This window comes from Microvirga splendida, from assembly GCF_016427565.1.
GTDB lineage: Bacteria > Pseudomonadota > Alphaproteobacteria > Rhizobiales > Beijerinckiaceae > Microvirga > Microvirga splendida.
Genome location: NZ_JAELXT010000049.1, coordinates 1 through 25886 on the forward strand (window position 1 = coordinate 1; position 25886 = coordinate 25886).

The 25886-nt window shown below is 61.3% G+C and carries 25 protein-coding genes and 2 pseudogenes; 18 read left to right on the forward strand and 9 right to left on the reverse strand.

Annotated elements, in window-relative coordinates; genetic code table 11:
- The first annotated feature begins 389 nt into the window (after positions 1-389).
- The 9 genes from xylB (at position 390) to JAO75_RS23635 (ending at position 11001) form a co-directional block, all read left to right on the forward strand.
- Entirely contained in the window at positions 390-1865 is a 1476-nt protein-coding gene (gene xylB, locus JAO75_RS23595; RefSeq protein WP_199051657.1) for a xylulokinase, read from the forward strand.
- A gap of 253 nt (positions 1866-2118) precedes the next feature.
- The gene (locus JAO75_RS23600) at positions 2119-3648 is read left to right on the forward strand and encodes a sugar ABC transporter ATP-binding protein (protein ID WP_199051658.1); all 1530 of its coding nucleotides are present in this window, start codon (positions 2119-2121) and stop codon (positions 3646-3648) included.
- Positions 3645-4676 (forward strand): ABC transporter permease subunit, encoded by a 1032-nt coding sequence (locus JAO75_RS23605; protein ID WP_246742686.1) that lies wholly within the window; start codon positions 3645-3647, stop codon positions 4674-4676. The genes JAO75_RS23600 and JAO75_RS23605 overlap by 4 nt, the downstream gene beginning before the upstream one ends.
- Positions 4677-4777: 101 nt before the next feature.
- Positions 4778-5713: an ABC transporter substrate-binding protein gene (locus tag JAO75_RS23610; RefSeq protein WP_199051659.1), complete on the forward strand. Its 936-nt coding sequence runs from the start codon at positions 4778-4780 to the stop codon at positions 5711-5713.
- Positions 5714-5792: 79 nt separating this feature from the next.
- Positions 5793-6488 (forward strand): L-ribulose-5-phosphate 4-epimerase, encoded by a 696-nt coding sequence (locus JAO75_RS23615; protein WP_246742687.1) that lies wholly within the window; start codon positions 5793-5795, stop codon positions 6486-6488.
- A gap of 48 nt (positions 6489-6536) precedes the next feature.
- Positions 6537-8147, forward strand: coding sequence for a ribulokinase (locus JAO75_RS23620; protein ID WP_199051660.1), 1611 nt, complete (start codon positions 6537-6539; stop codon positions 8145-8147).
- A 53-nt stretch (positions 8148-8200) separates the two neighbouring features.
- On the forward strand, positions 8201-9151 hold the full coding sequence (locus JAO75_RS23625; protein WP_199051661.1) for a carbohydrate kinase family protein: 951 nt from the start codon (positions 8201-8203) through the stop codon (positions 9149-9151).
- Positions 9152-9168: 17 nt separating this feature from the next.
- Positions 9169-10416, forward strand: coding sequence for an AGE family epimerase/isomerase (locus tag JAO75_RS23630; RefSeq protein WP_199051662.1), 1248 nt, complete (start codon positions 9169-9171; stop codon positions 10414-10416).
- Between the two features lie 195 nt (positions 10417-10611).
- Complete coding sequence (locus tag JAO75_RS23635; RefSeq protein WP_199051663.1) at positions 10612-11001, forward strand: hypothetical protein; 390 nt, start codon at positions 10612-10614, stop codon at positions 10999-11001.
- 520 nt (positions 11002-11521) lie between these two features.
- Here the strand turns inward: JAO75_RS23635 and JAO75_RS23640 are convergent.
- Positions 11522-12406, reverse strand: a complete 885-nt coding sequence (locus JAO75_RS23640) for a LysR family transcriptional regulator ArgP (RefSeq protein ID WP_199051664.1) — start codon at positions 12404-12406, stop codon at positions 11522-11524.
- A 92-nt stretch (positions 12407-12498) separates the two neighbouring features.
- Here JAO75_RS23640 and JAO75_RS23645 point away from each other — a divergent pair, with 92 nt between their 5' ends.
- Positions 12499-13113 (forward strand): LysE/ArgO family amino acid transporter, encoded by a 615-nt coding sequence (locus JAO75_RS23645; RefSeq protein ID WP_199051665.1) that lies wholly within the window; start codon positions 12499-12501, stop codon positions 13111-13113.
- A 399-nt stretch (positions 13114-13512) separates the two neighbouring features.
- Here the strand turns inward: JAO75_RS23645 and JAO75_RS23650 are convergent, their stop codons facing one another.
- Positions 13513-14193 (reverse strand): GntR family transcriptional regulator, encoded by a 681-nt coding sequence (locus JAO75_RS23650; RefSeq protein ID WP_199051666.1) that lies wholly within the window; start codon positions 14191-14193, stop codon positions 13513-13515.
- A gap of 12 nt (positions 14194-14205) precedes the next feature.
- Positions 14206-15099, reverse strand: coding sequence for a dihydrodipicolinate synthase family protein (locus JAO75_RS23655; RefSeq protein ID WP_343234688.1), 894 nt, complete (start codon positions 15097-15099; stop codon positions 14206-14208).
- A gap of 204 nt (positions 15100-15303) precedes the next feature.
- On the opposite strand from JAO75_RS23655, the gene JAO75_RS23660 reads away from it, so the two are divergent.
- From JAO75_RS23660 to JAO75_RS23685, 6 genes are all read left to right on the forward strand, one after another.
- On the forward strand, positions 15304-16275 hold the full coding sequence (locus JAO75_RS23660) for a sialic acid TRAP transporter substrate-binding protein SiaP (protein ID WP_246742688.1): 972 nt from the start codon (positions 15304-15306) through the stop codon (positions 16273-16275).
- 147 nt (positions 16276-16422) lie between these two features.
- Positions 16423-16926, forward strand: a complete 504-nt coding sequence (locus JAO75_RS23665) for a TRAP transporter small permease (protein ID WP_199051667.1) — start codon at positions 16423-16425, stop codon at positions 16924-16926.
- Positions 16923-18218 carry a TRAP transporter large permease gene (locus tag JAO75_RS23670; protein ID WP_199051668.1) on the forward strand — a complete coding sequence of 432 codons (1296 nt, stop codon included), beginning with the start codon at positions 16923-16925 and terminating at the stop codon, positions 18216-18218. The genes JAO75_RS23665 and JAO75_RS23670 overlap by 4 nt, the downstream gene beginning before the upstream one ends.
- 39 nt (positions 18219-18257) lie before the next feature.
- Positions 18258-19235 carry an aldo/keto reductase gene (locus JAO75_RS23675; protein ID WP_246742689.1) on the forward strand — a complete coding sequence of 326 codons (978 nt, stop codon included), beginning with the start codon at positions 18258-18260 and terminating at the stop codon, positions 19233-19235.
- Positions 19236-19387: 152 nt separating this feature from the next.
- Positions 19388-19822, forward strand: a complete 435-nt coding sequence (locus JAO75_RS23680; protein WP_199051669.1) for an RbsD/FucU family protein — start codon at positions 19388-19390, stop codon at positions 19820-19822.
- A gap of 56 nt (positions 19823-19878) precedes the next feature.
- Positions 19879-20742 carry an amidohydrolase family protein gene (locus JAO75_RS23685; RefSeq protein ID WP_246742690.1) on the forward strand — a complete coding sequence of 288 codons (864 nt, stop codon included), beginning with the start codon at positions 19879-19881 and terminating at the stop codon, positions 20740-20742.
- A gap of 451 nt (positions 20743-21193) precedes the next feature.
- Here JAO75_RS23685 and JAO75_RS25070 read toward each other — a convergent pair.
- Together JAO75_RS25070 and JAO75_RS23690 are read right to left on the reverse strand one after the other, a co-directional pair.
- Positions 21194-21295, reverse strand: a pseudogene (locus tag JAO75_RS25070) (Lrp/AsnC family transcriptional regulator); the annotation flags it as partial.
- 175 nt (positions 21296-21470) lie between these two features.
- Positions 21471-22025 carry a dihydrofolate reductase family protein gene (locus JAO75_RS23690; protein WP_199051670.1) on the reverse strand — a complete coding sequence of 185 codons (555 nt, stop codon included), beginning with the start codon at positions 22023-22025 and terminating at the stop codon, positions 21471-21473.
- 30 nt (positions 22026-22055) lie between these two features.
- Between JAO75_RS23690 and JAO75_RS25075 the strand changes: the two are divergent.
- A pseudogene (locus JAO75_RS25075) lies at positions 22056-22294 on the forward strand (NADPH:quinone reductase); the annotation flags it as partial.
- Between the two features lie 163 nt (positions 22295-22457).
- Here JAO75_RS25075 and JAO75_RS23695 read toward each other — a convergent pair.
- The 3 genes from JAO75_RS23695 to JAO75_RS23705 are packed head-to-tail and all read right to left on the reverse strand — an operon-like array spanning position 22458 to position 24664.
- Positions 22458-23081 carry a LysE family translocator gene (locus JAO75_RS23695; protein ID WP_210340382.1) on the reverse strand — a complete coding sequence of 208 codons (624 nt, stop codon included), beginning with the start codon at positions 23079-23081 and terminating at the stop codon, positions 22458-22460.
- A gap of 33 nt (positions 23082-23114) precedes the next feature.
- Positions 23115-24050: a DMT family transporter gene (locus JAO75_RS23700; RefSeq protein ID WP_199051672.1), complete on the reverse strand. Its 936-nt coding sequence runs from the start codon at positions 24048-24050 to the stop codon at positions 23115-23117.
- Positions 24047-24664 carry a nitroreductase family protein gene (locus JAO75_RS23705; protein WP_199051673.1) on the reverse strand — a complete coding sequence of 206 codons (618 nt, stop codon included), beginning with the start codon at positions 24662-24664 and terminating at the stop codon, positions 24047-24049. Before JAO75_RS23705 ends, JAO75_RS23700 begins: the two co-directional genes overlap by 4 nt.
- 106 nt (positions 24665-24770) lie before the next feature.
- Between JAO75_RS23705 and JAO75_RS23710 the strand changes: the two genes are divergently transcribed.
- On the forward strand, positions 24771-25661 hold the full coding sequence (locus JAO75_RS23710) for a LysR family transcriptional regulator (RefSeq protein ID WP_199051674.1): 891 nt from the start codon (positions 24771-24773) through the stop codon (positions 25659-25661).
- On the opposite strand, the gene JAO75_RS24705 is transcribed toward JAO75_RS23710, so the two are convergent.
- Positions 25648-25886: hypothetical protein (locus tag JAO75_RS24705; RefSeq protein WP_210340383.1), on the reverse strand; the 239-nt coding region annotated here is incomplete at its 5' end. The genes JAO75_RS23710 and JAO75_RS24705 overlap by 14 nt on opposite strands.

Genomic DNA, 25886 nt, shown 5'->3' on the forward strand with positions numbered 1-25886 from the left:
GCATGGTTCAGATCCTCGTGCTGGGCGCCCCCTGAAGAAGGGGGCGCCGGTAAGCACGGCCGGTCCATCCCATTAGCAGAAGTTGACCTCACGTTTGGGGTATGTACGCCTTTAAGGGACTGACGGCCTCAGTGGCAGGCACCGCCACTCAATAGTGCTCAACTTCTGACCATCTGGCACTTGTCCGGAATGCCGAGATCAATGGGGTCAGCGCAAGATCTGTTCCCAATGAAACGGTAACGAAGTACGTAGCAAGAATTTGAGCTACTTTTTCGAGTCCGGACCCTTGGATTCTATCACCCGTATCCCCAAGCGGCGGGACTGAGCTATATGGTGGTCTCAACAACCGCCAAGCCAGGGTCAGCACCAACCTTCAAGGAGCACAAAGCGTGCCCCACTATTTTGGGATCGATATCGGCACTTCAGCGGTGAAAGCCATCCTTGTGGACGAGCGGCAGACCGTGGTCGCGGAAGCGGATGTGCCCCTGCAGGTTTCCCGTCCACAGGAGCTCTGGTCGGAGCAAGACCCAGAAGCCTGGTGGCAGGCCGTGCAGGCCGCTCTCGATCAACTCCGCGTGGCAGCTGGGGCAGCCTTCGCGGATGTGCGCGGCATTGGCCTGTCGGGGCAGATGCATGGGGCGGTGCTGCTCGATGGCAACAACCGGCCGCTGCGCCCCGCGATTTTGTGGAACGACGGCCGCTCCTTCCGCGAGGCGCAGGAGCTCGGCGCCCAGCATCCCGAACTCTCACGAGCAATGGGCGTCGTTCCGATGCCGGGCTTTACGGCGCCGAAGTTGGCCTGGCTCGCGCGGCACGAGCCGGAAACCTTCCGCGCCGTGCGCAAAGTGATTCTGCCCAAGGACTACATCCGTTTGAAACTGACCGGCGACGTGGTCACGGAGATGTCGGACGCCGCGGGCACCTGGTGGCTGGACGAAGCCAGGCGCGACTGGTCGGATGCGGCCTTGGCTGCGACCGGCTTAACTCGGGACCATATGGCAAGCCTCGTTGAAGGTTCGCAAGCCTCCGGCACCCTACGCCCGGAGATCGCCCAGCGATGGGGTCTGTGGAGCGATGTGGTGGTCGCCGGCGGTGGAGGCGATGCGGCAACAGGCGCCGTCGGACTTGGGGCCATCGAGGATGGATCTGCCTTCATCTCTCTCGGTACCTCGGGACAGCTCTTCGTGACTACGCGGGGTTTCAGCCCGGCACCCGAAGCCCTGGTGCATTCCTTCTGTCATGCGGTACCCGGACGCTGGTTTCAGATGGCCGCCATGTTGAATGGTGCAAGCTGTCTCGCCTGGGTGGCTAATCTCCTGAAGCGGGATATCGGCGAACTGCTGCGCGAAACGGAGGCCACCTACCGTAGGCCATCCACGATTCTCTTCCTGCCTTATCTCGCCGGCGAGCGGACCCCGCACAACGATCCTTATGCCCGGGGGGTGTTCTTCGGCCTCTCGCCCGAGACGCGACAGACGGATCTGGTGCAGGCTGTTCTTGAAGGTGTTGCTTTCAGTTTTGCCGACGCGAAACAATGCCTTGAGCAGGCTGGGACGCCTCTCACCTATGCTGGCATTATCGGCGGCGGGTCGCGGAGCGAATTCTGGGCGAAGATCTTCGCCAGCGTGCTGAATGTCCCCATGGTGCGCTATCAGGGCAGTGACAAGGGACCGGCTTTCGGCGCAGCGCGCCTCGCGCGCCTTGCGACCACCGGAGAAGCACCGGAGGTTGTCTGCACCGCGCCGAATATCCTCGAGACGATTGAGCCTGAACCGCATCTCGTGGATCTCTATTGCCCACGCGTTGACATGTTCCGTAGCCTTTATCGCGCGCTGAAACCGGAATTCACGCGGGGCATAAGCTAATATTATAACAATATAGTTGATACTAGCAGCGTGTGCTCAAATAATAATCATCCGTGGGCCAACAAGACTAGGTGCTCAGGAAAAGTTATGGGCTGTCCGATGGACAAACAGGAGGGATTGAAACGCAATTGGGATGAAGCATTTAGAGCATTCACAAGCCTTGCTCTTTCGGCCTTTTTACCATCATGATGGAATAATCGGAGCCTTGAGCATACCAACGCCGCTTCTATGAAGCACCTTTAGGGAAGCCCCCATGACAGGATCCACCCCGATCCTTGAAATGAAAGACATCTCGAAGACGTTTCCTGGAGTTAAAGCGCTCACGAACGTATCGCTCACCGTCTACCCCGGCGAGATTCATGCCCTGATGGGTGAGAACGGCGCCGGCAAGTCGACGCTGATGAAGATCCTATCTGGCGCCTATCAGGCTGATCCGGGCGGTGAGATCCGCATCAACGGCCGGCACGTCAGCATTGATGGGCCTCTCACGGCAAGACAGCACGGTATATCAATCATCTATCAGGAGCTTTCTCTTGCGCCTAACCTGACGGTTGCCGAGAACATGCTGCTTGGGCGCGAGCACAAATCCGGCCCGATGGTTGATCGCCGCTCCATGGAGAAAGCATGCCAAGACGTTCTCCAACGGCTCGGTGTTCACTTCAAGGCGACCACGAAAGTCAGCGAACTCTCGATGGCCGAACGCCAGCTTGTTGAGATCGCCCGCGCGCTGATCGCGAACTCGCGCATTCTGGTCATGGACGAGCCCACGACTTCCCTCTCCTCCCGCGAGACGGAAGCGCTGTTCGCCCTGGTACAACAGCTGCGTGCGGATGGACTTGCGATTATCTATATTAGCCACCGGATGGCGGAAATTTATGAGCTCGCCGACCGCGTCTCGGTGCTTCGCGACGGCTCCTATGTCGGCACGCTCGTGGGCAACGAGATCTCCGCCGAGCGGCTCGTTCAGATGATGGTAGGCCGCGACCTGTCTTCCTTCTACAAGAAGGAGCACGATGCTCATCAGAGCCGCGGCCCAGTCCTGTTCGAGGTGCGACATGTAGGCGACGACGTGCGGGTGCGCGACTGCTCATTCCAGCTGCACGAAGGCGAGGTTCTTGGCATCGCCGGACTCGTCGGTGCAGGGCGCACAGAACTCGCGCGCCTTATCTACGGCGCGGACCCGCGCACCAGTGGCGAGATTCTCCTGCAGGGCAAACCGCTCTCGATCAACGCTCCGGAAGATGCCATCAATTCGGGCGTCGTCTATCTGACGGAAGACCGTAAGCACCTTGGCCTGTTCCTCGACCTTTCCGTCCGCGAGAACGTGAACGTCAATGTGCTTGGGCGCGATGCCCGCATGGGCGGCGTGCTAAACCTGAAAGCCGCCAAGGACCGAGCCGCTGCCGCCATCCGGGCGCTCGCGATCCGCGTGGCAGGCGATGTGGTGCCGGTCGGCAGTCTCTCGGGCGGTAACCAGCAAAAGGTTCTGCTCTCCCGTCTGCTCGAGACGAAGCCCAAGGTGCTCATTCTCGACGAGCCGACCCGCGGCGTCGATATCGGGGCCAAGTCAGAAATTTATCGGCTCATTGACACCCTTGCCCGCAACGGTGTGGGTGTGATCGTGATCTCCAGCGAATTGCCGGAAGTCGTCGGCATCTGCGACCGCGTGCTGGTGATGCGCGAGGGCGGGATCGAAGGCGAGGTCGGTGGAGCCGGCCACCCGCCAGTAACCCAGGAAAATATCATCAGTATTGCGACAGGCGTAAGGGAAGCGGCCGAATGACATCCCCGAATGAGACCAGCGCATCCATTCAAAACACCGGGGCAGCCGGCGTCGATACGGCGTCTCAGAGCCTGCAGCGCCGCCTTGCTTGGCGCTCGACTCTGCAAGCGCTCGGCATGCTGCCGGTGCTCATCATCCTTGGCGTCGTGTTCGAGCTGATGTCGGGGCGCTTCTTGAGCTTCCAGAACATCTCGATCGTCATGCAACAGGCGTCGATCAACACGGTGCTGGCGGCCGGCATGACCTTCGTCATCCTCACCGGCGGTATCGACCTATCGGTAGGCTCGATCCTGGCGGCATCCGCCATGGTGGCCATCCTGGCGTCGCTGATCCCGGAATGGGGCATGATGGGCATTCCGGCCGCTCTGCTGGCCGGTCTTGCATTCGGGCTCGTCAACGGCGCGCTGATCGCCTTTGCCAAGCTGCCGCCGTTCATCGTTACCTTGGGCTCACTGACCGCAGTGCGCGGCGTTGCACGTCTTCTCGGCGGCGACACGACCCAGTTCAACCCGCAACTCCCCTTCGCCTTTATCGGCAACGGCACCCTGTTCGGCCTGCCCTGGCTGGTGTGGATCGCCTTTGCGGTGGTGATCATCTCCTGGTTTATACTCAGGCGAACGGTCCTGGGCGTTCATATCTATGCGGTCGGCGGCAATCCGGACGCGGCACGCCTCACCGGCATCAAGGTCTGGGCCGTGCTGCTGTTCGTCTATGCCTTCTCGGGTCTCGCGGCAGGCCTCGGCGGCGTTATGTCGGCCGCACGCCTCTTTGCCGCGAACGGTTTGCAGCTTGGCCAGTCCTACGAGCTCGATGCGATCGCCGCTGTCATTCTCGGCGGCACGAGCTTCGTGGGCGGCATTGGCTCGATCTGGGGCACGCTCATCGGCGCGCTCATCATCGCCATCCTGTCGAACGGTCTCATTCTCGTAGGCGTGTCCGACATCTGGCAGTTCATCATCAAGGGGCTCGTGATCATTGGGGCCGTGGCGCTCGACCGCTACCGCCTAAAGGGATCGGCGCGCACCTGACACGAGGTACCAGCGCCCTCACACGGGCGCTCGTATAAGCGGTAACCGGAAAAATGCACAGGCTTCGGGTATCGCGGCGCATAATACACCTGGAGGAATCTATGGCACTATCCCGTCTCTCTCTTAGCCTTGCCGTCATTGCAGGTCTGGCAGCCCCGGCCTATGCCAAGGATATTAAGAATGTTGGCATATCGGTCGGCCTGCTCGGCAACCCATTCTTCGTCGCAACCATCAAGGGCATCGAGGCCAAGGCAAAGGAGCTGACTCCGAGTGCCAAGATCACCTCCGTGTCGGCGGATTACGACCTGAACAAGCAGTTCACGCAGATGGATAACTTCATCGCGGCCGGCACCGATATCGTCATGATAAACGCGGTCGATCCGAAAGCAATCGAGCCGTCTGTGAAGCGTGCCCAGGCCGCCGGCCTCGTGGTTGCGGCCTTCGATGTGGCGGCAGCCGGTGCCGACGTGACGGTGATGACTGACAACGTGAAAGCCGGCGAACTCGCCTGCCAGTACATCGTGGATCACCTCAAGGGTAAGGGCGACGTGATCATCGTGAACGGACCGCAGGTCTCGTCCATCGTCGACCGCGTCACGGGCTGCAAGAACGTGTTCTCAAAGCATCCTGACATCAAGGTCCTGTCCGATAACCAGGACGCCAAGGGATCCCGTGAAGGCGGCTTCGCCGTCGGCCAGAGCCTGCTGACCCGCTTCCCGAAGGTGGACGCCATCTTCGCGATCAACGATCCGACCGCCATCGGCGTCAACCTGGCCGCGAAGCAGCTCAACCGTAACGAGTTCATCATCACGGGCGTCGATGGCGCCCCCGATATCGAGAATGAGCTGAAGTCCAGCAACTCCCTGATCAAGGCCTCCGCCTCCCAGGATCCGTACATCATGGCCGCTCAGGCCTATGAGCTCGCCGTGGGCATCGCTAATGGGAAGAAGCCCGAGAAGAACGTCATTCTGCTCGAGCCGAAGCTGATCACGGCCGACAACGTCGGTGAATACAAAGGTTGGCAGTCCGTCCGCTAATCCTGACCTTAACTCCGGCGGCCATGGCGGGAGCTATGGCCGTCGTTTTCCATCTATGAGCGCATTGAGGAAACGACCCATGCTGAAGCAGCTGCGGGAGCAGGTTCTGGAAGCCAATCTGGAAGTGGTGCGCCGCGGGCTCGTGCTTTACACCTTCGGCAATGTCAGCGGCATCAGCCGGGAGGACAACCTCGTGATCATCAAGCCGAGCGGCGTTCCCTATGAGCGCATGAAGGTCGACGACCTCGTGATCACAGACCTTGAGGGCAAGATCGTTTGGGGCGAACTGCGCCCTTCCTCCGACCTGGACACACATATCCACCTCTACAAGTCCTTTCCGGAGATTGGCGGCGTCGTTCATACGCATTCGGAACATGCCACGGCCTGGGCCCAGGCCAGTCGCCCGATCCCACCGCTCGGCACGACCCATGCCGACTACTTTTACGGTCCGGTTCCGGTCACCCGGGAACTGACGCCAGACGAGATCGAGAACGATTACGTCCGCGCAACGGGTGTCGCTATCACAGAAGCCTTCGGTAATCGCGATCCGATGGAAGTGCCCGCGGCTCTGGTGGCCGGCCATGGACCCTTCGCCTGGGGCCGGACGCCGGACGATGCCGTGCACAATGCGGTCGTCCTGGAAGCGGTTGCCCGAATGGCAATGTACACCTTCTCGCTGCAGCCCAACACGCAGAGCGTGTCGCAGGCGCTGCTCGACCGGCACTACTTCCGCAAGCACGGCGCGACCGCGACCTATGGCCAGGCAAAGAAGTAGACTTTCTCTCTCGTTGCAAACGCGGATGCTCCATCCCGGGAGACACACATGGCCGTTATAGCAGGTGTCGACTTTGGCACTCTGAGCGTACGGGTCACCCTCGTCGACGACCGCAAGAGTCCGCTCGGCCTCGCCACGGCGGAGTATCCGCTTCACCGCAGGCGCGATAACCCGGATTACGCGACCCAGGCCCATGCTGACCATATGGAGGCGCTTGCGCGAGCGACGCGCGGAGCCCTGGAGTCCGCTGGTGTGAAGGGCGAAGAGGTTGCGGCGCTTGCGATCGACACCACCGGCTCCAGCGTCGTGATGGTGGGCCAGGGCATGGAGCCGCTCGACGAGTACTATCTCTGGTGCGACCACCGGGCGAAGTCGGAGGCCGAGGAGATCACCCGGCTTGCCCATCGGGAAGGGCTCGAGGCTATTCACTGGTGCGGCGGCGTCTATTCGCATGAGTGGGGCTTCTCGAAGGTGCTGCACTGGCTGCGCCATAACCCGGAGAAGCGCGACCGACTGGTGACGGTCCTCGAGCATTGCGACATGGTTGTGGCGACCCTCACCGGGGTGACCGATCCGAGCCGGCTGAAGCGCAGCATCTGCGCCATGGGCCATAAATGGATGTGGAACCCCCGCTGGGGCGGCCTGCCCCCGCAGGATTTCCTCTCTAAGGTCGACCCGCTCTTCAACGGCATCCGCGACAAGCTCGCCGGGGAATATGCGACCTCCGACGTCATCGCAGGCCAGCTCACGCCCTATTGGGCCGAGCGGCTCGGCCTAAAAGCCGGCATTCCGATCCCGGTCGGAGCGTTTGATGCTCATTGGGACGCCATCGGCGCGGGCTGCCGGGTCGGCGATGTGGTGAACGTGGTCGGCACCTCCACCTGCATCATCGCCATGGCGCCGGACACAAGACTGATCCAGGGCGTCTGCGGTGTCGTGCCGGGCAGCGTTGACCCGAGGCTTGTAGGCATCGAGGCCGGGCTCTCGGCTACCGGCGACATCTTCGAGGCAATCGCCCGGAGGGCCAGCACCAACGTCAAGGAGCTGTCGAAAGGGTTGGAGCACTACCGGCCCGGCCAGACGGGCCTTCTGCGCCTGACCTGGGACAACGGCGACCGGACCGTTCTCGTAAAGGCCGATCTCGGCGGCATCACGCTTGGCTGGAACCTGATGCACACGGCCCAGGATGAACTGTTCGCGGCCATCGAAGGCACGGCCTTCCACACCCGCATCATTCTCGAGCGGATGGCCCAGGGTGGCGTGCCGGTCGAGCGGGTGATCAATGCCGGCGGAATCCCGCAGCACAATGCGGTGCTGAACCAGGTCTACGCTAATGTGCTCGGCCGCCCCGTTGTGGTGCCGAACGGCATACCGACAGGCCTCGGCTCAAGCATCTTCGCAAGCCTCGCGGCCGGTTCGTATCCGGACCTTGAAAGTGCTCAGGCCGCCATTTGCCTGCCCTTCCGCACCTTCGAGCCGGATCCGGCCGCCCATGCAGTTTACGAACAGCTCTTCCATCACTTCAAGGCGCTCTACTTCGGCTTCGGCGGCATCTCTGGACCGGTGGAACTCGACCATGTATTGCGCGATCTGAAGCAGATCGCGGCTCTTTCCTCGGAGCCCGTTCCGTCCGATGTTGCCGAGCGCGTGCCTGTCTGAGACCTGGCCGCCAACTCTTTGGATGCTGCAATGCCCCTGTCAGGAGCCGTCCCATGATCCTGGTTTCCGGAGAAGCCCTGATCGACCTGTTCATCGGTGCCCCGGGCGCAGCGGGCTTCCCGGCAGAGGCCATTGCTGGAGGCTCTCCCTTCAACGTGGCTATCGGGATCGGCCGCCTCGGGCGCCCTGCGGCATTTCTCTCGACCTTGTCGGAGGACGTTTTCGGCTCGTTCCTGGCTGAAAAGCTCAATGAAGCTGGCGTGAACTCGGCCTACATCCAGCGCCTTCCGAACGTCACGACGCTGAGCGTTGTCACGACGAGCCCATCGGGGCAGCCCCAATATTCCTTCTATGCGCCAGACAGTGCCGACCGCGCCCTCACCCCCGAGGCGTTGCCTGCCCAGTTGCCGACTGATGTGAACGCCATTGCGGCGGGCTCCTATGCGCTGGGTGTCGAGCCCATTGCCAGCGCCATCGAGACTCTACTGCGCCGGGAGGCGGGATCGCGCGTGATCTCGCTCGATCCCAATGTCAGGCCGCGTGTCGTGGGCGATCTCATGGCCTATCGGGGGCGGTTCGAGGCCCTGCTCGGCTATGCTCATGTCGTAAAGGCGAGTGATGAGGACATCGAGCTACTCTACAGCACGCATGACCTCGCACCCGCCGCTCGGGCGTGGCTTCAGCGCGGTCCCAGGCTCGTCATCATCACCCGCGGCGAGAAAGGGCCACTCGCAGTCTTCGGGGACACGATTCTGGAGCGCCCTGCGCCGACCATCGAGGTGGTCGATACCGTTGGCGCCGGCGATACGTTCCACGCTGGGCTTCTCTCCTGGTTCGATGGAAACAATCTGCTCACGCCTGAGGGAATTGCGGGATTGAGCGAAGCGCAGGTGATTGCAGCTCTCGATTTCGCCGCTGCGGCAGCCGCCATCGTCTGCACCCGCCGCGGCGCCAATCCGCCCTCTTGGGGCGAGGTCGAGCACTTCATAGCTGCCCGCGCTTGATCACAAGGGAACGCATCATGACGAACTCCCAGCCCATCCTCCCTTCCTTCGGCCTCAACTGGCGCTCGAACCGGTCTCATCGGGAATGGCTGTTCGAACAGGCCGGCAACCTGTTCGACTTCTTCCAGCACGGCCTCATCAACCCGGCCGGCGGCTTCTTCGATCTCGACGAAGCAGGACGGCCCATCGCGATCGGAAATCCCGTCCGGCAGATCCACAACACCACTCGCATGGTGCATTGCTTTTCCATTGGCGCCCTTCTCGGCCGGCCCGGCTGCGATGCTATCGTCGATCATGGCATGGATTACCTCTGGAAGGCGCATCGGGACGCCCGGAATGGCGGCTATGTTTGGTCGTTGAACGATGATGGGCCGAAGGACGACAGCAAGCAGGCCTACGGCCATGCCTTCGTGCTGCTGGCGGCCTCCAGCGCGAAGGTCGTCGGGCATCCCCTGGCGGACCGGCTGCTGGACGACATCACGCAGGTTCTCGAAGAGCGCTTCTGGGAGGAGCAGCACGGGGCCGTGGCCGAGGAGTTCACGCGCGACTGGCAGCCTTTGAGCCAATATCGCGGCCAGAACTCCAACATGCACCTAACGGAAGCCCTGATGGCCGCCTTCGAGGCAACAAGCCACCGCACCTATCTCGACCGGGCGGAGCGGATCGCGAGCCTCATCATCGGACGCCATGCCGCCTCCCTCGGCTACCGGGTGGCCGAGCACTTTCATGCGGATTGGAGACTCGACAGGGAGTATCGCGGCGACGACATGTTCCGCCCTTACGGCACGACGCCCGGCCATTGGCTGGAATGGGCAAGGCTCCTTCTTCAGCTCTGGTCCCTCGGCGGCCAGCGTCATACCTGGATGCCGGACGCGGCCCGTGAGCTATTTCGGCAATCCATCGAACTGGGATGGGACAAGGACAAGGGGGGCTTCTTCTACGCCCTCGACTGGGACGACAAGCCGAGGCTGCCGCTGAAGCTATGGTGGCCCTGCGCGGAGGCTATCGGCGCGGCGGCGTTCCTGAGCGAGCACAGCCCGAGCGCCTTCCATGAGCAATGGTACCGCGCCCTCTGGGGCTTCGCCGAAAACCACCTGATCGACCATCGCCACGGGGGCTGGCGGCCTGAACTCTCTGAGGATCTGAACCCAAGCGCGACTGTGTTCGCCGGCAAGCCGGACCTCTACCACGCCCTTCAGGCTTGCCTGATACCGCTCTTCCCGGCCACCGGCAGCCTGACCAAGGTCATTCGAGGCGATCTCTAAGACCGTTCCGACCTGGCATCCTGACGCTCTTTCCTTCTGTCATTATTCACGGACGCAACCGCAGAGTTTGGTAATAACAGCGGCCTATTGTGCTATTCCCTCCACTCAGCCGGATGAGGGTGAGACCGGTGCGGCCCATGTGGAGCGAGCGCTGGCTCTGTGCCCAAACGCACCAGCGGCATGGGACGTGAGCAGATGGCTGCGGATCTGTCTGGGGCATCCGAACGACGCTATCGAGTGCTTCGCTCGTGCCATGCGGTAGAGCCCACTGGATTCGTTATTCTACTTCGGCTGCACGGGCATGGTCTTTGCGCACATCTTCGCGCGCCGCTTCGAGGAGGCAGCATCCTGGGCCACAGAGCCGCGCATGAGCAATACAACTGGGCCGCCACCTGGCGTATAGCGGCGATCGCCTACGTGTTGTCCGGCTGGATACCGAAGGCGCAAGCTGCGATTGCACGCATGCGCGAGATCGGCCCGAATTTGCGGATCTCGACATATTTGTCGATCACATCGCCCTTCCGCTGCTCTGAAGATCGCAATCTTTGCATCGAGGCGCTGCAGCGGGCGGGCTTGCTGGCGTAAATGCCGGATCGACGGACAACTCGGCGCGGATGCAGCACCCGTCGACGTCGATGGGTTGCTCGCGGCGCGCTCCCGCGTCCTAAACTGGCGCACGGGTTCCGACGCTGTTGGATCAAAGGTTGGCAAGCCGCACGACGGCCCCAACGTTCGTGTACGGGAAGGGACATAAGGCGCAAGGGTGCGTGTCTTCTCATGTTACGGGGAAAGGATGCGCCTTGGCGACCCCGATGCTGACCGTCACGACCTGGTGGGGACTGCTTTCATGAACCATGCCGCTCCACAAGGGACTGACAAGCCATCACCTTCAGAACAACAAACATAGTAGCCTCGTCGCAACTCAATAAGGGCAGCTTCTGGCACTTCTCGGAAGTAAGCCGAAGGTCAGCTTAGGGCAGAAACAGCGGACGTTCATGAAGGCTGGAGATCGTCGCTGGATGACCCGATGCAGTCATTCAACGCCTGCATCTGGTCGAGCGCGGGTGGCAGGCCGGTCACAGAACCTTGGTGTGTTGCACGCAGATCAGAGCGGCACCAGCACTGTCCTGGCCGCGTGCATGACAGCACGGGTCACATGGCCCAGCACAGGCCTCACGATGCGGCTCTGCTGCCAGAAGAGCGGGACATCCAAAGGCTGGTCCGGCTTGAGCGCAATCAGCCTCCCACCGCGAAGATGGTCGACCACAAGGGGCTCCGGGTTCATGCCCCAGCCGATCCCGGCCAGGGCTGCATCCACAAATGCCTGGGACGAGGGCAGCCAGTGCAGTGGGGGATGAACATTGGCTCCGAGCACCTGCCGCAGCCATTCCGTCTGGAGCCGATCCTTCTGATTGAAGATCAGACATGGCGCGCGAGCCGCCGCCAGCTCGTTGAAGCCGTCGGCAAACCACCGGGCGCAATACTCCGGGCTTGCCGTTGCAACATAGCGCAGAGCGCCCAGAGGATGGCAGTCACAGCCCTGGACTGGTGCGCTGTGACCCGTCACCGCTGCCATGACCTCGCCGCGCCGCAGCCATTCCGCGCTGTGGTCCTGATCATGCAGCACCAGATCGAACAGGTAGCCTTCTGACTTAGCCATGACTGGAATGAACCAAGTTGCGAGACTGTCGGCGTTCACGGCTATCCGCAGGGTCACAGGTTGGCTCTCGGCCTGTAGTCCCGGAAGGCTCTCCTGTAACGAGTTCTCCAGCAGCGCGACCTGCTCTACGTGCTGGCACAGGCGCTGACCCACCTCAGTTGCCGTGCAGGGCTGACCGCGCACCACCAGCACGGTTCCCAGCCGCTCCTCCAGCAGCTTGATCCTCTGAGAGACGGCCGAGGGGGTAACGTTGAGCTGCTGTGCCGCCCGCTCGAAGCTGCCGGTTCGGATTACAGCCGCGAGAGCGGCGAGATGGGGGTAGTCAAGCATGGATTAGAAGCTCTAATGTAGGACGAGAAACTTTAACTGTCCTAATTCTGATGCTGCGCCTAGCACATGTCGACCACTCTTTGGAGTTCGACATGACCATCCCTATCTTCTCAGGCTTTCTGCTTGGCCTGAGCCTGATCCTCGTGATCGGTGCGCAGAATGCCTTTGTGCTGCGCCTGGGCCTAAAGGGCGAGCATGTGCTGCCGGTGGTCCTAACCTGCGCTGTGTCCGATGCGATCCTGATCCTGATCGGTGTCATGGGATTTGCCCAGGTCAGCGCGATCATGCCTTGGGCCGAGCCCGTCCTGCGGTATGCCGGTGCGGCCTTTCTCATCGTGTACGGTGCCCGCAGCTTCAGATCGGCCTTCGCGGCCGAGGCCAGCCTCCAGGTGTCCGGGACAGCCACAATTACCCTTCAGGGGGCTTTGCTCACCTGCTTGGCACTCACCTGGCTCAATCCCCACGTCTACCTTGATACCGTCGTGCTGATCGGGTCGATTTCGACTCAGTTCGATGAGGGGCGGGGGTTGTTCGCGCTCGGGGCCATGCTCGCCTCCTTCACGTTCTTCTTTTCGCTGGGCTTTGGCGCCCGCCTATTGCGCCCCCTCTTCGCCCGCCCGGCGACGTGGAGGGTTCTCGATGGGGGGATCGGTGTCGTGATGTGGGCTACGGCCGCACGATTGCTCCTCGCTTCAACGCCTGTATGAGGCACCACGCAGGAGGCTGCCGCTCCCCTGGGCTGAGTGCGGATAAGGCTAAGGGTCGGTTTGTGGCACACTCCTGAAGCTAGAGCGCCGGACGAGAAATCGTATCTGGTGAGTTCTGCATCTCAGCAATCATGGAGCCATCTCGAAGCATCTGGTGGTGCGTCCATTTGATGGTCCGATGCTGTAGCTTGATGTCTGTTCAGATGGTGTAAGCAGACGTCTTGGCAGGGTAGGGGATCTTCAGATGTTGACCCATTCAGGACATTTAAGGAGGCTCGCGTCGCTCTCATTGAGGTTCATGCAGTGCCGGATCAGGCCGTAATCATGTCCGGGTGAGGGCGGCCCCATTCACATATCGGCGGCCAGAGCCCGGTGAGACGATCGCCCAAAGTCATTCGATCACCGCAGACCGAGTGCTCGGCTCCTTGCGCTGTTGATATGGTCATCGATGGCCGCAACGGCCCGGGTGGGGTCGCGGGTCTCGATAGCCTTGATGACCGTGAGGTGCTCCCGCATGACAGGCATGACGAGGGCGTCGGACAGAAGGGTCTGCTCCTGTCGGATGAGCCGCACCTTGATCGAGTTCACCCGATAAGCATCCGCAATGATGGCGTTGCCGAGAGACGAGATGATCGTCCAGTGTAGGTCCCAGTCGACCGCCTGAGCCCGGACGACGAGATCGGGCGTGATGCCTCCCTTATGAATTGCCGCTTCGGCAACGACGCTTTCATGGTCCTGCCGTAAGCGCGCAAGAGTCGCGTCGCTTGCTTCCGTCGTGAAGATCGCTACGGCCTCCCGTTCCATGAAGAGCCGGAATTGGAATGCATCCCGGATCAGGTTCAGGTCCACATGGGCAACCTGCATGCCTCGCTGCGGCACCGTCTTAATGAGACCTTCCGATTCGAGCCGGGGAATCAATTCGCGGATGGCGGCGAGCGACAGCCCGGTCAACTCCACGAGCTGGCGCTGCGAAACGAACTGGCCCGGGCGTATGTCCCGGGCGAGAAGATGATGGGTGAAGCGGTCATAGGCTTTCTCCCGGAGGTTGGGCCCATCCCGGCCTGCAATGGCATCGTCCATCCTGCTCCCCCGCTAAGCTGCCTGGTCGATGAAGAGATCGTCGTAGAAGGTGCCTAGGCGCTCAACATCCGCCACCGGCAACCGGACCAGTGGTGCCCGCACGTTCAGCCACGCCTCCTCACCCGTCCGACGGGTCAGGAGAGCCTTCACGGCAGGCACGACCGGATACTTCAGCACTTCGTCCACGAGCCTGTTGATACGTTGGTCGTCCTGTCCATTCATGGCGAGGGGGCCAAGGATCTCCGGGCAGATATTCGCCAAGCCAGAAATGGCGCCTTGGCCGCCGCGGCGCACGCCTTCGGCGAGATAGCGCTCGTCTCCGATCAAGACCGCAAGATCGCCATGAGCAGCGAGAAGCCGCTGCGTGTAACTCCAGTCTCCGGATGAGTCCTTCACGCCCTCGATGACGCCTGGAAATTCATGCTTGAGGCGTTGGATCAGTTCGACCGAGAGCGACACCTGAGTCACCGAGGGGATGTTGTAGAGAATGACGTTGCAGGCAGCTGATCCCAGCTTCTGCAGAACTGCAGCGAACCAGGAGAAGACGCCGTCATCGTTGACGCCCTTGAAGTAGAAGGGAGGTGTCAGCAAGAGGCTGCGGCAGTCGAACTCCGCTGCCATGCGCCCCTGCACAACAGCCTCGTGGATCGATGAAGCGGCAATGCAATAGACAACGTTTTCACCCTTTATCCCGGCAGCAGCAAGTGCTCCGAGAACCTGCTCCCGGCCTGATGTCCCGATCGATACTCCTTCGCCGGTCGTGCCGAACACTGTAACGCTCGCGCATCCATTGGCAAGGCACCACCGGGCGTGATCAGCCAGTCGAGACAGATCAAGCGCTCCGTTCGCGTGAAAAGGAGTAGTCATCGCAGCGGAAAGGCCAAATCGGCCGGCGGAAAGGGTCACGTCGGAGGTCCTTAGGTTCCGCTTCAAGCCAAATGAAACCCGAAGCGATGATGTACTACTGACATGTTAGCCACATTTCAGATATTTACAAGTTCGCCGTGACGGGTGCAGAATGGGGATAAGGGCGATATCGATAACGCTCTGAAACAGACTGCCACTATCGGGAGGACACCAATGCTCACATCGCTTTCACGGCGACTGTTCATGGGAACGGTCGCGGCTGCTGCCATCGCAGGTCTGACACCAGCGATCGCTGCCGATCCCATCAAGCTGCGCATTTCGACCCCTGCGGTCGAGGCGGATTGGCATGCCAAGATGCTGCCGGTCTTCAAGGAGGAACTGGAGAAGGCGGCTCCCGGCCAGTTCGATGTCGAGATCCATTTGAACGGAACCCTCTTCAAGCAGGGTACCGAGCCTGCGGCCATGCAGCGTGGCAACCTCGAGATGGCGATGATCTCCGCTTTCGACATTGCTAAGCAGATACCGGAATGGTCCATCTTCACGGCTGGATACCTGCTGCGGGATCCCGAGCACCAAACGAAGGTGTTCGAGAGCGGCATCGGCAAGGAGATGTATGGCCTCGTTGAGGACAAAATGAATATCAAGATCCTTAACGTGGGATATCTCGGCACCCGTCAGCTCAACCTGAGGACCGAAAAAGAAATCAAGACGCCGGCCGATCTCGCGGGCGTGAAACTCCGCATGCCAGGGTCGGATACCTGGCTCTTCCTCGGCAAGGCGCTCGGGGCCAATCCGCTGCCGGTTGCGTTCGGCGAAATTTATACAGCGTTGCAGACCGGCGCCATCGACGGACAGGATAACCCACTTCCTACTGTGCGGGCAGCCAAGTTCTACGAGGTTACGAAGCAGATTGCCCTCACGGACCACTTGGTGGACGCGATCTTCCTTTCGCTGGCCGGCTCTACATGGAACAAGCTCGACGACAAGCAGAAAGCTGCGGTCATGAACGCTGCCAAGGCCGCTGTACGGTTCAACAACGAGAACCGGATCAAGGAAGAGGCGCAACTCGCCGACTTCTTTAAATCGCAGGGGCTAAAGGTCTACAAGCCTGACGTGGAAGCGTTCCGTCAGCAGGTGCAGAAAGCCTATCTCGAATCTGAATTGTCGAAGTCCTGGCCGAAGGGCATGGTCGATCGGGTAAACGCGATCAAGTAAGCGGATCGCCTAACATCGAGCGGATGCTCCGGACAGGTCGTCGGTCCCGGAGCATCCGCTCGGATGCCCAAGATTATGATTCGAGCGCTGTCTTGGATGCTGCCACCTTGTCACCGCTTCTTCGTGGTGCTCAACCCGTGAGCTTCGATGCAATCTGTTCGTGCCCGTCTCCGATTCCTCGCCGAACTGGTCTCCGTGCTCCTGTTCGTCGCCATGTTCGCGGCATTCCTGCTGCAGGTGTTCACCCGTTACGTACTTAACGATCCGGTTGCGTGGACGCAGGAATTCGTGCTGATCACATATATATGGATCATCTTTTGGTGCGGAGCGTTCCTGCTGCGAGAGCGGGAGCACATCACCTTCGACATGATCTTCATGTCCCTGCCTCCAAAGCGAAGGCGCTGGCTCGCGGTTGCGCTCACGATCCTGATCGGCGTTGCATTCGTTGGGGCCATTCCGGGAACATTTGATTACGTTTCCTTCATGAAGATCGAGAAGAGCCCAGTCATCGGGATCCGCTTCGATTTCCTCTACTCGATCTTCGTCATCTTCACAGTCGCGGTCGTCATCGGTGCCATGATCCGCGTCTGGCGCCTTCTCAGGCGATCCTGGGAAGATGAGCTGAAGCACGAAGGTGAAATCGAGCCATGAGCACAATCTTCATCCTCACCCTCGTGGCCTTCTTCGGTCTTGCCGTTCTGGGAATGCCGGTCGCGTTTGCGATGTTCGTCGCCTCCATCGGCTACCTGATTGCGACGGGCCGCGATCTGGGACTGTTCGGGGAGCAAGTCCTGAATGGTCTCTACGATTCCTTTGTTCTTCTTGCGGTGCCGTTGTTCATTCTCGCCGCCAACATCATGAACGCGAGCGGTGTATCTGACCGGCTCTTCATGTTCTGCCAGGCTCTTGTCGGCCGCTTTCGGGGCGGCTTGGCTCAGGTTGACATTCTCGTCAGCATCATCTTTTCAGGCATGTCGGGATCCGCCATCGCGGATGCGGCTGGACCGGGCAAGCTCGTCACTCAGATGATGATCAAGCAGGGGCGCATTCCACCGGGATTCGCGGTGTGTGTGGCGGCATCCTCGGCGACGATCGGGCCAATCATTCCCCCATCGATTCCGATGGTGATCTATGCGGTGGTCTCGGACACGTCGGTTGGCTACCTTTTTCTTGCCGGCATCATTCCCGGTCTGATCATGGGGCTGTCACAAATGGCCCTGGTAGGCTTCGTAGCACGCACGCGAAACTTTCCGCGCGGGGAGGGCATTCCGCTAAGCAAGCTCCCGGCCACGACTTTTCGGGCCCTCCCGGCACTCCTCATGCCGGTCATCCTTCTCTACTGTATTTACGGTGGAGCGACCACACCGACGGAAGCCGCCGCCATTGCGGCAGCCTACGCACTTGTTCTCGCGGTGTTTTTCTACCGTGAACTCTCATGGAAAGAAGCCTTCAGTGTCCTGGTCGATTCCAGCAAGGCAACCAGTGCAGTGGCGCTTCTCATCGCGGGCGCCCTGATTTTCAACTATATCGTCGCCTCAGAGCGCCTTCCTGAGCAGATCGGTCAACTCCTCAGCGGCCTTGAGGTCTCACCGCTGGTCTTCCTCCTCCTGGTCAATCTACTCTTCCTTCTGCTCGGGTGCCTCTTTGATGCCACGACCATGCTTCTCGTTCTCGTGCCGCTGTTCTTGCCGGCAGCGCGTGCGCTCGGGATCGATTTGGTGCATTTCGGCGTCGTGATTGTCGTGAACATCATGATCGGCATGATAACACCCCCCTATGGCGTGCTGCTGTTCGTTATGAGCGGCCTGACCGGAATTTCCCTGCGCGACATCATCCGCGAGATCTGGGCCTTCATCAGCATCCTGATTGCGGCTCTCCTGCTGATGATCTTCTTGCCGGATGTCGTGCTCTGGCTGCCGCGCTACTTCGGCTACAATGGATAGCCCCAACTGGCCGTCGTACTCAATGAACGGAGCGATCATATGCCTGCCGAACCGATCCCGATGAACCTGCTGGGGCGCACGAATCTTCCCGTCTCGAAGATCTGCTTCGGCACCTCTTCACTGGGAGATATGCTCGGCACCTATGGCTATGGCGTCGACGAGGGAAGAGCCCGAGACACAATCAGGGCCATTTTTTCCGGTCCGGTGAATTTTCTGGACACGTCCCGCATCTACGGTTTCGGTCGCAGTGAAGAGCGGATCGGTGATGTCATCCGAGAACGAGGCGGCCTCCCTGAGGGCTTCGTCGTCTCGACCAAGCTGGATCGCGACCCGGAGACGAACCGCTTCGATGCTGCCCAGGCAAGGCGGTCTCTGGAGGAGAGCCTGAAGGCGCTTGGTCTTGAGCGCATCGACATTCTGCATCTGCACGACCCGGAACATGCGGATTCCCTGGAAAGTACTGTCGGGCCCGAGGGCGCACTTCCTGAACTTTTCCGGATAAAGGAGGAGGGACTGGTGAAGGCTGTCGGCCTTGCGGCAGGCTCCGTCGAGATCATGATGCCGCTCCTGCGGGAATGGGATTTCGATGCGCTGATAACGCATAACCGCTTTACCCTGACCAATCGCAATGCAGACGCAATGATCGACTTCGCCCGATCAAGAGGAATTGCCGTCCTGAACGCGGCGCCCTATGCCGGTGGCGTTCTTGCAAAGGGCTCGACTGCCTACCCACGCTATGTCTACCAGCAGGCATCGGAAGAGGCGCTGGACCCAGTCCGGCGGATCGAGGCTATCTGCGCTAGGCATGACGTTCCGCCAGGCGCGGCCGCATTGCAGTTTTCGATGCGCGACGAACGGATAACGTCCACCATCTGCGGGGTCAGCAAGCCTGAACGAGTCGAGCAGACCATCGAATGGGCGCGCTGGTCGATCCCGGAAGCGATGTGGGAGGAACTGGCATCTCTCCCGTTCTCGACAGAAGACCCGGAAGCAAACCGTCAGTACGATGCGGGATAAACAAGCCTGTTCCGGGCGCGGCCGGAGATGCCGGTTCCAGGATTCCGCCATTTGGTAGGTTGCTCTGACTGCCGCTCCGCTCGCTCTCGGCTTGATAGCCTATTTGCAATCAGGTGTCATACGACTCTAGCAACGAACGAGATGGTCCTTGTATGCTGAAAAACATCGATCCCCTCCTGTCCCCCGACCTGCTGATGGTGCTTCGCTCGATGGGCCATGGTGATGAGATAGTCGTGGTCGACGCGAACTTCCCCGCAGCCTCGATGGCGCAGCGACTCGTCAGGCTTGATGGATTGACTGTGACGGCTGTGACAGATGCCATTCTGTCAGTGATGCCGCTGGACGACTTCGTGCCGGAGGCTGCTTGGCGCATGGAAGTGGTAGGGGATCCGCAGGCCGAGCAGCCGATCTTTGACGAGTTCCGGGCCATCCTCGCAAGTCGCGAAGGTCCAGGCTGCCGCCTCGCCTCCCTCGAGCGCTTCGCCTTCTACGAAAGGGCCAAGGCCGCCTATGCCATCGTCGCGACCGGGGAGGGGCGGCTCTACGGCAACATCATCCTGAAGAAGGGCGTCGTGCGCTCCGCGTGAGCCCGAACGAAAACACTTCCTGACTTGAACCCGTAGGCGCTTTCTAGAAGTAACGTATGATCGAGCTTCAGGGAGTTCCGATGCAGATCGATTCTCATCAACATTTCTGGCGCATCAGCCGCGGCGACTACTCCTGGCTGAGCCCGGACCTCAAGTTGCTATACCGCGACTTTGGCCCTGAGGATCTCCAGCCTCTTCTCGCCAGCCACGGGATCGATCGGACGATTCTGGTGCAGGCGGCGCAGACTGTGGCAGAAACCGAATTCATGCTGCAGCTTGCAATGTCCGCTCCTTTCGTCGCCGGGGTGGTCGGCTGGGCCGAGTTCACGGATCCCGGAGCTGTCGAGATTATCGAACGAATGGCGGACGCTCCCCTGATCGTTGGGCTCCGCCCGATGGTGCAGGACATTGCCGACGACGATTGGCTCGTCCGTCCTGACCTGACACCAGCCTTCCGGACGCTTATCGAGCAGCGGCTCGTATTCGATGCGCTCATTCTCCCGCGGCACCTATCCCGTCTGCTCGTGGTGGCGGACCGCCATCCCGACCTTTCCATAGTGGTTGACCATGGGGCGAAGCCTTTCATCCGCGAGGGCGGTCTCGATCCGTGGCGGGCAGATATGGTTGCGGTTGCTGCCCGTCCCAACATCGTCTGCAAGCTCTCGGGCCTGGTGACCGAGGCAAAGGCGGACTGGACCGTCATTGACTTACGTCCCTACGTCGATCATCTGCTCAAGGTTTTTGGGCCGCAGCGACTCCTCTGGGGGAGTGACTGGCCGGTCGTCAATCTTGCGGGCGGGTATGACCCGTGGCGGGAGGTGACGCTGGAACTCCTCTCACCCCTCTCCGAGACAGACCAGGCGGCGGTGCTCGGCGGTAACGCCGCTCGGATCTATCTTTCCGACCGGGGTCGAGCCTGAGGCGCGACGGCGCTGATGGGATTGTGGACCTGCGGCGGGAACTCGAGCAACAGAGCGCCGAAATAATGGGCCGGTACCGAGCGCTGCCAATGCTCTGAGGCTGATACAAGCGCAGGGCAGCCTCCATGGCGTACCCTACATGGTTCTGCACTACGAGCGGGTGTGCGAGGAGTGAACGTTCTACGGGAGCGCAATGTGTCGATGACGGTCAGGGCCGGCTGCAAGCATGAGCTCTGCCGAAGGCTTGTGCCAACTTGCCCGCTGGAACAAGCCCCTGGAGATGTGCCCACTCATCAAGCCCCACTTCGGCAGAGACATACACGGAGCGCGCACCAATACCGCCCCGCGCTTCAGAAGGACCGTTCATGGCACTTCCCGGAAGTAGACCAGATGTCTGCTCGAGGAACGAACAGCGGACATTCCTGGAGGACAGGGGATCGTCAGTACGTGACCCGATGCCGACCTTTAACGGATCGAGCACCGCCACGTAGTGTTCGATGACACCCGTCTCTTCAAGCAGGTGCACTCGCCGCAGGCATGGTGAGGGAGATATCTACAGGGGGCAAATTTGGACGCCGATCCCGTGTCAGAGGGTCAACATTGCACGCCGAAACACATCCTTTATCCTCCGGAATGCTGTTCCCGTTCCGCGGGAATGCCTGTCCAGCTGGCCTAGAAGGCGCCGAAGACGGCGCGGCCCAGCGGAGCAAGAACGACCGTTTCGAGCGTCACACGCTCTTTCGCTCGTAGAAAAGGATCAGCCCGCCGTTCTTGAGAGGCTGGCTCCCCCGCAACATGGAGTGGGTGCGGCCGCTTGGAGGCTTGAATAGCGGCGTGCCTTCGCCCCACACAACCGGGGCAAGGCAGAGGCGGTATTCGTCTACCAGTTCCTCGGCCATCAGCGTTGCCAGCAGATCGGCGCTGCCGAATACGAACACGTCCCGGCCAGCCTCTTGTTTGAGCGCCAATACCGTTTCGGCTGCCTCGCCTTTCAGAAGCCGGCTGTTCGCCCAGTCAGCCGCCTCCAACGAACGGGTGGCCACTGCCTTGTTGAGGCCGTTCATCATCTCGGCGATCGGACCCTCCTCCTTCGTCCAATAGTCGCGCATGCCTTCATATGTGCGTCGTCCAAAAAGGAGCGTTCCGATTTCCGCACCCTGACGGAGGGAGAATTCCTCCATTTCCTCGCCCCAGACCGTGCTGTGCATATCGAGCTGCCAGTGTGCGGGGCCTTCGAAATATCCATCTAGCGTCATGACGTTCCAGGCGATCAGTTTTCTCATGTCCGACCCTTTCCGGCACTTTGTTCAACATTGCTTGAGTTCGACGCTACGCATGTCACCGTTTCAACGGAAGAAGATCTGGAGGCCCGGCTGACGGAGCCGGCCCGGAGGGCGTACGAGCCGTGTTCAACCCGATCGGCGGTCCGAAATCCGAGTCTCTGAGGGCCGTGATGGCGAGGGGCGGGATTTTCATTGAGTATGGCGGCGTGAGCTCCGAGCCAACTCCCTTTCCGCTGTTCAGGGTACTAAGCAAGAGTCTGACCCTTCGTGTCTAACGTTTGCCGACTTCGAACGTCGCGGCGGGTGCGGGAGGAGGGGCTTGCTCCCGAACCGGCGCGGTGAGAGAACTCCTCAACCACGGCGCAGGCTGTTTCCGACATGGCTTTCCCATTCTATGTTCCTGCTAGCATGACGGTTGCCTTGTGACTGGCCTTAACGGGAGACGAGCAGGCGTCCCCCAAGGACAATCAACAGGCTCCCCATAATCCCGTCCATCTGCCGTCGGACACGGACATAGCCCTTCCGGACCAAGGGCAGCGCGAAGAAGAGAGTCACGAAGCTCCACCAGGCGGCCGACACCAAGAGCGCCGTTGCGACGGAGGCCACGAACATTGCCCCGGGTGCATCCGATGGAATCACCACGCCGAACAGGCTGGCGTAATACGCGATCACCTTCGGGTTGGAGATGTTCGTCAGGAACCCGGCACGTACCGCTCGCCAGCCCGACATGGAGCGGGACTCCTGTCTGAGTTCGACCGGGAAATTGCGGACCACGCCCAGGAGCATCCTGACGCCCATGTAGATCAGGTAGGCGGCTCCTGCGAGCCGGAGGGCGAGGTAGAGCCACGTGAACTGGGTAATCAGCGTTCCCAGCCCGGCGGCGGCCAGGGACGCCCAGGTGGCGGTTGCGAGCAGGACGCCGAAGGTCACCAGAAACCCGGCACCCCGCCGGCCGTCGATCGCGTGGCTCGTGACCACGACGAAGGTCGGGCCGGGGCTTGCGATGGCAAGCAAATGCACTGCCGCGATGCTGACGAGAGTGGTAGCGATTTCCATCTTGGCTTCCCCTTCGACACTCTTCGAAACCATTCAGTCGCCTGAGCCAAGGATGCCTTGGTGGGCCGGATTAAGCCTCGGGGCCATTGCCGTCGAATGTCGCTTCAATGCGGCATCGGAACGGCGATTGGCGCGCTGCCCAAGCCAGATGCTTCCGATGACGAGAATGCCACCGGTGATCTGAAGCGCAGTCAGCGTTTGGTCCAAGAACATCCAACCGAGCAGCACGGCGGTCACTGGGCTCAGCAACAACAGCGGCGAAACCACCGCGGAGTCCAGGCGCGTGACGCCGCGCAGCCAGAGAAGGTAGGTCAAGGCCATGCCGATCAGGCCGAGCCATGCCAGCGCAAGCACGTTGGTTATAGTCGGAACCGGAATGGCCGGCTCCACAAGGAGGATGACAGGAACCAGGAGGAGGCCACCCGCGGTCAGTTGCCATGCAGTAAACGTCAGCAGGGAAACCGGCGGCTGCCACTTGCGGCTCAGCACCATCCCGCACGCCATGGATGCGGCTCCGGCAAGACCCGCCAGAATGCCGACCGGATCAAGGGCGGCACGCGGGGTCAGCACCAGCAGCGCGACACCGGCGGCCCCGACCAAGGCGACAACGATAGATACTAGGCGGATCGGGCTAGCGAGCACGAAGTAGGCTAGGAACACCACGAGCAGCGGCTGGACGGCTCCGACCGTGGCAGCGACGCCGCCGGGCAGTCGGTAGGCGGCGATGAACAGCATGCTCAGGAAGATCGAGAAGTTCAGGGCGCCGAGCACGAAGATCCGTGCCCACCAGGTCCCGGTCGGCAGCTGTCGCACGATCATAAGCAGCAGCAGGCCGGCCGGCAGGGCGCGAAGCATGGCGACCGTTATGGGCGAGTAGTTCGGCAGGAACTCGGTGGTAACCGCATAGGTGCTGCCCCAGATCGCGGGCGCGATGGCCGTCAGCAGCACATCGGAAGCGTTCGGTCTCATGCGATCTCCAGAACCTCGGTGAGCGGGCGGCGGGGCTTTTGCGGCCAGTTTCCCGGGGCAGCGCGGCCAACCGCCACGAGCATGACGGGCACCTCGTCTGGCCCAAGGCCGAACTCACGCGCCACGCCCGTGGCATCGAACCCGACCATCGGCCCCGAGGCGAGACTGAGCGCCTCGGCGGCATGGATCAGTGTCGCGGCACCAAGGGAGGCAGAGCGGACGGCCTCGTCGCGGGCCATCCCAGGATCGGCATACTGCGCGCGGGCGCCCTCCTGCCAGCTCGCGACCGTGGAAGCCGGCATGTACCTGGCCTGCACGAAAGGACGCAGCCGCTCCGGGATGGCAGTGTGGTCGGGCAGCAAACCGCAGACGATGAAGGTGACGGCGGCGTCCGACACCTTGGCTTGGCCATGGGCGAGGCTGCGCAGGCGTGCCTTAGCCTCAGGCGTTCGTACGGCGACGAAGCGCCAGTTCTGGAGATTGTAGGCAGTTGGCGCCCGCGTTGCGAGGCGTGTCAGGTCCTCGATCTCGGCGTCCGTCAGGGCATGGTCGGCGTCGAACCGGTTGGCTGACACGCGCCGCTCGATGAGGGCGATGGCAGGGTTGGTCATCATTCTGTCTCCGTAGGGAAGTGGCCTGGGAGAAACGAGTACAAACTTGGCGGATAGTTGATAATCCGATATTTCGAAAAGACATTATTTACCGATAGAGAATGATCCAATGGACCGCTTCACCGCCTTGCAGGTATTCCGACACGTAGCCGAGCTGAACGGCTTCGCCGCGGCTGGACGGCGGCTCGGCCTGTCGCCCGCAGCGGTGAGCAAGAACATCGCCGAGCTGGAGGCGCATGTGGGTGCCCGGCTTATCAACCGGACGACGCGGCGCATGGCGCTCACTGAGGAGGGCAGGATCTACCTAGAGCACGTCGTGCGCGGGCTGGATGCATTCTCGGAGGCCGACGAGGCCCTGTCCCCACTCAGGAAGGGGCCGAGCGGCACCCTGCGGGTCAGCGCGCCGGTGACCGTCACCCTGACGCGGCTCTCCGCGGCGATCCCCCGCTTCCTGTCGCGTTATCCGCAGATCACCCTGAACCTCCATCTCGACGACAGGCGTGTCGATCTTATCCAGGAGGGCTTCGATCTCGCCATCCGTGGCAGCGACAGCCTGGAGGACACCAACCTGGTCGCCCGGAAACTCGCCGCCATGCCACACGTGCTGTGTGCGGCGCCGTCCTACTTCGAGGCAAACGGCAGGCCGAGGGGGCCGTCCGACCTGAAGTCGCACGAGTGTGTCCGTTTCAGCCTCTCAGGACACGCGGACGTATGGGAGTTCAAGAAGGACGGGCGCACCGAGCGGATCCCGGTCAACACCCGGTACTCGGTCGCGTCGAGTCTCGCCGTGCGCGACGCGCTGCGCGAGGGCTTCGGCCTCAGCCTGATGCCCTATCCCTACGTCGAGGATGACCTGAGGGAAGGGCGCCTCCAATGCGCCTTGGAGGACTGGAGCGCGGTGGAGACTACGCTCTATGCTATCTACCCGTCGCGGCAACACCTCGCTCCGAAGATCCAGGTATTCCTTGCCTTCCTCGCCGAGGAATTTAGTCGGTCGTGAAGGCGGTCACACCATCCTTCACAGTATCTTTCTTGGTTCTCTGCGAACGAGGAAATGCCAACCAAGCTCCCACTAAGCCGGACCGCAAGACTCCCAGACTTTCTCTAGGCACGTCGGCATTGCCCTCCAGAAAGGCTGGACCATCAATGTCCGGTAATGGGATGGTCCGGCCGTGCTTCTGCCCCGCTTGTTCGTAAGCTGTGGGGTTTCGAGCCACGCAAGGAG